Consider the following 8,112-nt stretch of genomic DNA (forward strand, 5'->3'; position numbering starts at 1 on the left):
GCGGGGGCGGCGCGGGGGCCTGGGCCGGAGCGGGCGCGCCCTTCTGCGCGAAGGACGCCGAGCCCGGGATGGGACGCTCCTCGCCGGCCTTGGCGTCGAAGTTGTCCCACTTCGAGTCGGACGTGCCGCTGATGCCGGAGAAGCGCAGCGCGAAGTCGTCCGGGTTGCTGGCCTGGCGGTGGGCCTCGTCGTAGGTGACGAGCCCGTTGCGCACGAGCCCCATCAACGACTGGTCGAAGGTCTGCATCCCGTAGGAGTCCGTGCCCTGCGCGATGGCGTCGTGGATCTCCTTCGTGCGGTCCTTGTCCTCGATGAGTTCCCGCACGCGCGTAGTGACGCGCAGCACCTCCACCGCCGCCACACGGCCCTTGCCGTCCGCGCGCGGGACGAGCCGCTGGCTCACCACGCCGCGCAGCACGCTGGAGAGCTGCAGGCGCACCTGCTTCTGCTGGTGCGGGGGGAAGGCGGACACGATGCGGTTGATGGTCTCCGTCGCGTCCAGCGTGTGCAGCGTGGACATCACGAGGTGGCCCGTCTCCGCGGCGTGGAGCGCCGTTTCAATGGTCTCGTGGTCGCGCATTTCGCCCACCAGGATGACGTCCGGGTCCTGCCGCAGCGCGCTCTTGAGGGCCTGCGAGAAGCTCATCGTGTCCACACCCACTTCGCGCTGGTTCACGATGGAGCGCTTGTCGCGGATGAGGAACTCGATGGGGTCCTCGATGGTCATGATGTGGTTCGTCTCGTTGGAGTTGATGAAGTCGATCATCGCCGCCAACGTCGTGGACTTGCCGGAGCCCGTGGTGCCCGTCACCAGCACCAGGCCGCGCTCCTCGCCGCACACCTTCTCCAGCACCGGGGGCAGCAGCAGGTCCTTCATCGTCATCACCTTGAAGGGGATGACACGCAGCACCGCTCCCACCGTGCCGCGCTGCTGGAAGACGTTCACGCGGAAGCGGCCCAGGCCAGGGACTCCGTACGCCAGGTCCACCTCGTTGCTGACCTTGAACTTCTCCTTCTGGAACTCGTTCATGATGCCGAACGCCATGCGCGCCACCTCCTCCGGAGGCAGGCGGCGGCCGTCCTTGAGCGGCACCAGCGAACCGTCCACGCGGAACATGGGCGGCAGGCCCGCCTTCAGGTGGATGTCGGAGGCACCGCCGCGCAGGGCGATCTGCAGGATTTCGTTGAGTTCCATGGGAGGGCCCGGATGCTAGCAGAACGCCCGCGCTGGCCGCGACGGGGCAGCGGGTGACCCCGCAAAGCACAACGGCGGAGGTCCCTGAAAGAGGACCCCCGCCGAGGAGCGGCTCCAGCGAGCCGGCAAGCAGTTTAGCGCTTGGAGAACTGGAACCGACGACGGGCGCCGGGCTGGCCGTACTTCTTGCGCTCGACCGCGCGAGCATCGCGGGTGAGGAAGCCGGCCTTCTTCAGCGCCGGACGGAACTCCGGGTTGAAGGCGCACAGCGCGCGCGCGATGCCGTGACGGATGGCACCGGCCTGACCAGAGAGGCCGCCGCCGCGCACGTTGACCGTGACGTCGAGCTTGCCCTTCTGCTCCAGGATCTCCAGCGGCTGGTTGAGCACCATCTTCGACGTCTCACGGCCGAAGTACTCATTGATGTCGCGGCCGTTGATGACCACGAGGCCATTGCCAGGACGCAGCCACACGCGAGCGGTGGCCTCCTTGCGGCGGCCGGTGGCGTAGAAACCAAGTTCAGGATTGATCGCCATGGCTGTTCCTTACGCCTCGACCTTGTACGCCACCGGCTGCTGCGCGGTGTGCGGATGGGTATCACCGGCATACACCTTGAGCTTCGTCATCATCTGACGGCCCAGGGCGCTGCGCGGAAGCATGCGACGCACCGCATTGAGGATCACGTCCTCGGGGTGCTTGGCGCGGAGCTTCTGCAGGTTGGTGATCTTCAGGGCGCCCGGGAAACCGGCGTACGGGTGCCGGTAGTAGAGCTTGTCGGTCTCCTTCGTGCCCGTCACCTTCACCTTGTCGGCGTTGATGACGATCACGTGGTCGCCCGTGTCGATGGACGGGGTGTACGTCGGCTTGTGCTTGCCCTTCAGCAGGGTAGCAATCTGACTGGCGGCGCGGCCAAGCACCTTGTCGGACACGTCAATGACGTGCCACTGGCGCTTGATGTCCGCGGCCTTGGCGCTGTAGGTCTTCTGCGACATTTCGTGCACTCCAAACTTCGGCGCGGCACCCAGGTGCATGCCAGGGGACGCGTGCTCGTGCGAAACCAACCGCGGGTCCTCCGCCAAAAACTCCGACAGAAGCCCGGAAAGGCCGAACCTCCTAGCGGGACCCTGGGATCAAGTCAAGGTCGGGCGCACGGGGCCTGGAAATCCGGCCGCCTAGGGCACCCGACCGGGCGTCCCCGGGCCAGGACCGCCGCCAGGAGGCCCCGGCGGAGGCTTCTTGAACCGCTCCTTCAGGTTGGCGAAGAAGTTCTTCTCCTTCTCATCCGGAGGGCCCTGACGCGGCGCGTCCATGTCCACGTTCTCGAAGGCGTCCGGAGGCAGGTCCTCCAGAAAGCGCGAGGGCGTGCGGGGGACCTCCTTGCCGCGCTTCACGCGGACGGTGGAGCGCGTGAGGTAGAGCAGCTCCTTGGCGCGGGTGATGCCCACGTAGCAGAGGCGGCGCTCCTCCTCGAGGTTCTGCGCCTCGCCCTGCATGCCGCCGTGGGGCATCAGGTCCTCCTCCATGCCCAGGAAGAAGACGAGCCGGTACTCCAGGCCCTTGGAGGCGTGCAGCGACATGAGCGTCACGCGGCGGTTCTGGCCGGGGACCTCTTCCTCCTCCTGGCGCGTGTCCAGGCTGAGGCGGTTCAGGTACGTGAGGAGGCTGGCCTTGGGGCCCTCGCGCTTCTCGAACTTCTCCAGCGACGCGAGCACGTGGTCCACGCTCTTGAGCTTCTTGTCCGCGGCGGTGCCGGAGACGGCCTTGGCGCGCGTGGCCTCGCGGAAGCCGATCTCCTCCAAGAGCTTCTGCGTCGCCTCCGAGAGGCGCGGGGCGTGGAGGAAGGCGTCGCGGTAGCGCTCCACCATCTCCACGAACTCCAGCACCTTGCCACCCGCGCCGGCCGGCAGGTCCTCGTAGGTGTCCGCGCGGCGCATGGACGTCCAGAGCGTCACGCCCTCCGCGCGCGAGTGCGCGTGCAGGCGCTCCATCGTCACGTCGCCAATGCCGCGTGCCGGCACGTTGACGATGCGCATGAGGCTGATCTCATCCAGCCGGTTGGCCAGCACCTTGAAGTACGCGATGACGTCCTTCACCTCGCTGCGGTCGAAGAACTCGCTGCCGCCCACGACCTCGTAGGCGATGTTCTTCTCACGCAGCATCTCCTCCACCGGACGCGACTGGCCGTTGGTGCGGTAGAGCACCGCGATGTCGTCCGCGGGGATGCCCTGGGAGATGTGCTTCTGGATTTCGTGCGCGACGAAGCGGGCCTCCTCCTCGTCGTTGGGACAGGCCACGACCTTGACCAGCTCTCCGCCCCGGCGGTCGGTCCACATGCGCTTGTCCTTGCGCTCGGGGTTCTTCGCGATGACGGCGTTGGCCGCGTCCAGCACCCGCTGCGAGGAGCGGTAGTTCTGCTCCAGCCGCACCTCCTTGCCGCCCGGGAAGTGCTTCTCGAAGTCGAGGATGTTGCGCACCTCCGCGCCTCTCCACGAATAGATGCACTGGTCGTCATCCCCCACCGCGCACACGTTGCGCGCCTCGCCCGCGAGCAGCTTGAGCAGGTCCAGCTGGGCGTGGTTGGTGTCCTGGAACTCGTCCACCAGCAGGTAGCGGAAGCGCTGCGTGTACTTGCGGTGCAGGTCCGGGTGTTCGCGCAGGAGGCGCGCGGGCAGCACCAGCAGGTCGTCGAAGTCCACCGAGCCCTGCGCCTTGAGCGCGAGCTGGTAGTCCGCGAACACCATCGCGGTGATGAGGTCGTAGTCGTCCCCCATCCCCTCGCCCTTGGGCTGCGGCACCTCTCCGGAGTTCTTCGCCTTGGAGATGAGGTTGAGGACCTTGCGCACGTCGAAGGCGCGGTCGTCGATGCGCTTCTCGCGCATGGCGCGGCGGATGATGGACAGCTGGTCGCCCATGTCCGCGATGGCGAACTTCTTCGGCCAGCCCAGCCGGTGGATGTCCTCGCGCAGCATCTCCGCGCCGAACGCGTGGAAGGTGCACACCAGGACGCCCTGGGCGCGCGGACCGGCCATGTGGATGAGCCGCTCCTTCATCTCCGTGGCGGCCTTGTTGGTGAAGGTGACGGCCAGGATGTTGCGGGCCAGCAGGTGGCCGGGCCGCTCGTTGAGCAGGTGGACGATGCGGTGGGTGATGACCCGTGTCTTGCCGCTGCCGGCGCCGGCCAGCACGAGCAGGGGACCCTCGGTCGTCAGCACGGCCTCACGCTGTGGAGGATTGAGCTTCGAAAGGTCCATTGCGCGCAGGCCGGGGATACCCTTTGATTCGTTCGTGCGCGACTATTTCCTACGGCTGGCCATCGCGACGCTCGCGCTCGGCGTGGGCGGCGGATGCCTTGACGACGAACGCACGACTTCTCCCACCCCGCGCGATGTGGTGACCACCGCCGCACCGTGCGTGTACTTCAAGGATCTGGCGCCCTTCCTGCCGGATTCGCTGGAGGGCTTCACGGTGGGCGCCACCGGGGGCTCCACCGGCAAGTACGGCGAGGTGTCCGTGTCGGAGGCGGAGCGCACCTACACCCGCGGCGAGGACCGGGAGGTGAAGGTGCGCATCGTGGACACCACCCTGGGGCTCAAGCTGGGGCAGGCCATCCGCGAGGCGGCGCAGAAGGCGCGGGGCCGGGCGGCGAGCGACCCGACGGCGCCCATCCAGTGGAAGGAGGCCGTGGGCTTCGTGCGCTATGACGCGGACGAGGGCATGGCGGAGGCGAACCTGCTGGTGGGTGAGCGCTTCGTGGTGGCCGTCACCAGCCGTGGCTTCCCCAGCACCGTGGAGGTGCGGCGGGTGGCGCGCGGCATCGATCTGGCCGGGCTGGCCCGGCTGCAGTGATTCCAGTTCAAGGAGCGTCCGTGGCGGTGAAGGAGAAGGGGTCCCGACCCCAGACGGCCCAGGAGTTGTTGGAGCAGGAGAAGATGGCGCGCCTGGGCGTGTCGTCGCTGGGCAAGCGCGAGTTCCTGGATCAATTCCAGAAGCTGTCCAAGAGCTACTCGGTGGACCCGGGCAACCCGGGCTCCTACGCGTGCGAGGGCTGTCAGCGCTGCGCCAACTGCATGTTCTGCAAGGACTGCGACAGCTGCCACCAGTGCACGCACTGCACGCGCTGCGAGCTGTGCACCAACTGTTCGCACTGCGTGGAGTGCAAGAACTGCCACGCGTGCGCGTACTGCGTGCAGAGCGAGAACTGCTCCAACAGCGCGTACGTGGTGCTGAGCAAGAACCTGCAGGACTGCAACTACTGCTTCGGCTGCGTGGGCCTGTCCAAGAAGGACTTCCACATCCTCAACGTGGGCTTCTCCCGCACCGAGTACTTCAAGGTCGTGGGCAGGCTGCGCAAGGAGCTGGCCATTCCTTAGCGCCCCTCGCGCGCCTGCCGCTTCGGCCTACAAGGCGCGCACGTAGAGGGCCTTGAGGTACTCCGTCTCCGCGAGGCCCGCGAGCACCGGGTGGTCCAGGCCGGCGCCCCGGCGCTCCAGAATCTGCACCGGGCGCTTCGCATCCGCGGCGGCGTCCAGCACCATGGACTCGAAGCCCTGGCGGTCCAGCTTCCCCGAGCACGAGCACGTCACCAGCAGGCCGTCCGGCTTGAGGCAGCGCAGGGCGCGCAGGTTGAGCTCGTGGTAGGCGCGCAGCGCGGTGGCCAGGCCCTCGCGGCGCTTGGCGAGCCCCGGCGGGTCCAGGACGATGGTGTCGAAGCGGCGGCCCTCCTGGTCGAAGCGGCGCAGCACGTCGAACGCGTTGCCATTCTCCACCTTCACGTTCGAGCGGCCATTGGCGGCCGCGTTCGCCTGCGCGCGGGCCGCGGCCTTCGCGTCCTGCTCCACCGCGAGCACCGACGTGCAGTGCTTCGCGAGCGCGAGCGCGAACCCACCGTGGTAGCTGAAGCAGTCCAGCGCGTCGCCCCGGCCCAGCTCGCCCGCGCGCAGGTGGTTGTCCACCTGATCCAGGAACGCGCCCGTCTTCATGTCGCCCAGCAGGTCCACGTCGAAGCGGTTTTCGCCCTCGTGGTAGCTGAAGCGCGCGTCGCCCTCGCCGTGCAGCAGGCGCACCTCGCGCGGCAGGCTTTCGAAGTCGCGGCCAGAGGCGTCGTCGCGGCACACCACGTGGGTGGCGCCCGTCATCTTCACCAGCGCGCGGGCGAGCATCTCCTTGCGCGCGTCCATGCCCTCGGAGAGCGTTTGAATGGTGAGGCCCGGGCCGTAGCGGTCCACGAAGAAGCCGGGCAGCTGGTCCGCTTCGCCGTGCACCAGCCGCAGGCCGTCGCGGCCGGGGAGCACCGCGCGGCGGGCCAGGGCGGCCTCCACGCGGCGGATGAAGAAGGCGTCGTCCACCTTCTCCTCCGCGGGGCTCTTGCGGGTGAGCAGGCGGATGGCGAGCGGGGAGCGGCGGGCGTAGAGCGCCTGCCCGATGGGGTTGCCCTGCGGGTCCACCACCGCGACCACCGCGCCAGGCGTGTCGGTGGTGGGGGGCTCCATCAGCTCCGTGCGGTACAGCCAGGGGGAGCCTCGACGCAGCGTCTTGGCGCCCTTCAAGCTGACACGGGCAGTGGGAAGGGAAGGCATGTGGGGGCTCACTCCAGGCCGCGTGCGGCCAGTTCCTCGTCGTCCTCCCCTCGCAGATGCCCGATTTCATGCAGCAGTGTCACGCGAATCTGTTCGCGCAGCTCTTCGGGCGTGCGCACCGCCCGGGCCAGGTTGCGCCGGTAGAGGGCCACGGAGCGGCACGGCGTCTCCGTCCCGTCGCAGGGCTCGCCCAGGGAGGGGCCCCGGAACAGCCCCAGGATGGTGGGCGACAGGGGTGGCTGGTTGGCGAGCAGGTCGTCCTCCGAGGGAATCTCCTCGGTGGCCACCGGCACGCCCTCCAGGTCCTTGCGCATGTCCTCCGGCAGGTCCGCCAGCGCGCGCGTCACCTGGGCCCGGAACTCGTCCGGCGTCGGCAGGGGCGGCGGAGGGAAGTCCTGGGGCTCCAGCGTGCGGGCCCGGTCGAAGTGCTCCTGCGCCTGCTTCCAGCGGCCCTCGCGCTCCAGCAGCAGGCCCAGGTGCTGGTGCGCGTGCGCCGCGCGCTCCTTGTCCGTCAGGAGCGAAGCGAAGGCGGCCTTCGCCTCGCGGAAGCGGCACAGCTCGAAGAGGGCCAGGGCCTTCTCGTACTTCGCCTCCAGGTTGCCCGGCTCGCGGGCGAGCACGATGGCGGCGCGCTCCAGCGCCTGGTCCGCCTGCCCCAGGTCGTTGAAGGCCATGGCCGCCACCAGCGCCAGGGAGGGGACGAGCTCAGGGGGTGTGGAGGGCTGGGACAGGCCGCGCTCGGCGTAGAGCGCGCCCAGTTCGTCCCGCTCGCGCGTGGAGGGCAGCTGCACCGCGTACAGGTGCGCGGCGCCCAGCAGTGCGTCCGGGTCTCCCGGGTCGATGGCCAGCGCGCGGGCGAAGGCGAGCTGCGCCTCCGGCTCTCGGTGGAGGAAGGCCAGGGCGGCGCCGCGCTCGGCGTGGGCGGCGGCCAGGTCCGGCTCCAGCGCGGCTGCTTGCGCGGCGCAGGAGAGCGCTTCCTCGTAGTGGCCCTCGTCGTAGTAGCGGCGGGCCGCGTCCAGGGGCGCATCCCCGCGCGCGTCGCACACCGCCAGCGGGTGCACCTCCGCCACGCCGTCTTCCGGCGACGTCAGGGAGGCTTCAAGGCCCGAGTCGGAGGCGCCCCCCGCGTCCAGGGAGGCCGTGGCGAGCGTGCCCGCGTCGGCGGTCATGGTGGCTTGCGCACCCGCATCCGTGCCTGCGTCGGCGACAGCCGGAGGGGGGCGTTTGCAGGAGGCGAGCAGGAGACAGACAGCGAGCAGACCGCGCCGCGACATGGGGTGGGAGGCTATGGCCTGTCTCTTATACACCTCTCCGAGCCCACGAGACGCGTAGTAATCTCGT

8 protein-coding genes are annotated in these 8,112 nt (G+C 69.0%); 2 read left to right on the top strand and 6 right to left on the bottom strand.

Features of this window, described 5'->3' with window-relative positions:
• The 4 genes from D7X74_RS36405 to D7X74_RS36420 all read right to left on the bottom strand — a co-directional run.
• On the bottom strand, window positions 1-1,195 hold a 1,195-nt coding region (locus D7X74_RS36405; protein WP_147446813.1), incomplete at its 3' end, for a type IV pilus twitching motility protein PilT.
• 134 nt (window positions 1,196-1,329) lie between these two features.
• Window positions 1,330-1,731 (bottom strand): 30S ribosomal protein S9, encoded by a 402-nt coding sequence (gene rpsI / locus D7X74_RS36410; protein WP_120537583.1) that lies wholly within the window; start codon window positions 1,729-1,731, stop codon window positions 1,330-1,332.
• 9 nt (window positions 1,732-1,740) lie between these two features.
• Entirely contained in the window at window positions 1,741-2,187 is a 447-nt protein-coding gene (gene rplM, locus D7X74_RS36415; protein ID WP_120537584.1) for a 50S ribosomal protein L13, read from the bottom strand.
• Window positions 2,188-2,367: 180 nt separating this feature from the next.
• Window positions 2,368-4,446 (bottom strand): ATP-dependent helicase, encoded by a 2,079-nt coding sequence (locus tag D7X74_RS36420; RefSeq protein ID WP_120537585.1) that lies wholly within the window; start codon window positions 4,444-4,446, stop codon window positions 2,368-2,370.
• Between the two features lie 34 nt (window positions 4,447-4,480).
• Between D7X74_RS36420 and D7X74_RS36425 the strand changes: the two genes are divergently transcribed.
• Together D7X74_RS36425 and D7X74_RS36430 are read left to right on the top strand one after the other, a co-directional pair.
• Window positions 4,481-5,041 (top strand): hypothetical protein, encoded by a 561-nt coding sequence (locus tag D7X74_RS36425; RefSeq protein ID WP_233595966.1) that lies wholly within the window; start codon window positions 4,481-4,483, stop codon window positions 5,039-5,041.
• Window positions 5,042-5,067: 26 nt separating this feature from the next.
• Entirely contained in the window at window positions 5,068-5,565 is a 498-nt protein-coding gene (locus D7X74_RS36430; RefSeq protein ID WP_120537589.1) for a caib/baif family protein, read from the top strand.
• A gap of 27 nt (window positions 5,566-5,592) precedes the next feature.
• On the opposite strand, the gene D7X74_RS36435 is transcribed toward D7X74_RS36430, so the two are convergent.
• Complete coding sequence (locus D7X74_RS36435; RefSeq protein ID WP_120537586.1) at window positions 5,593-6,771, bottom strand: class I SAM-dependent rRNA methyltransferase; 1,179 nt, start codon at window positions 6,769-6,771, stop codon at window positions 5,593-5,595.
• 8 nt (window positions 6,772-6,779) lie between these two features.
• Window positions 6,780-8,045, bottom strand: coding sequence for a metallopeptidase family protein (locus D7X74_RS36440; RefSeq protein WP_120537587.1), 1,266 nt, complete (start codon window positions 8,043-8,045; stop codon window positions 6,780-6,782).
• Between the last annotated feature and the right edge of the window lie 67 nt (window positions 8,046-8,112).

This window comes from Corallococcus sp. CA047B (assembly GCF_003612065.1).
Classification (GTDB): Bacteria; Myxococcota; Myxococcia; order Myxococcales; family Myxococcaceae; genus Corallococcus; species Corallococcus praedator.

Bases quoted from the DNA above. Each gene is read 5' to 3' on its own strand.
- D7X74_RS36420 (WP_120537585.1), bottom strand. From the start codon at position 4,446: ATGGACCTTTCGAAGCTCAATCCTCCACAGCGTGAGGCCGTGCTGACG.
- rplM (WP_120537584.1), bottom strand. From the start codon at position 2,187: ATGTCGCAGAAGACCTACAGCGCCAAGGCCGCGGACATCAAGCGCCAG.
- D7X74_RS36440 (WP_120537587.1), bottom strand. From the start codon at position 8,045: ATGTCGCGGCGCGGTCTGCTCGCTGTCTGTCTCCTGCTCGCCTCCTGC.
- rpsI (WP_120537583.1), bottom strand. From the start codon at position 1,731: ATGGCGATCAATCCTGAACTTGGTTTCTACGCCACCGGCCGCCGCAAG.
- D7X74_RS36435 (WP_120537586.1), bottom strand. From the start codon at position 6,771: ATGCCTTCCCTTCCCACTGCCCGTGTCAGCTTGAAGGGCGCCAAGACG.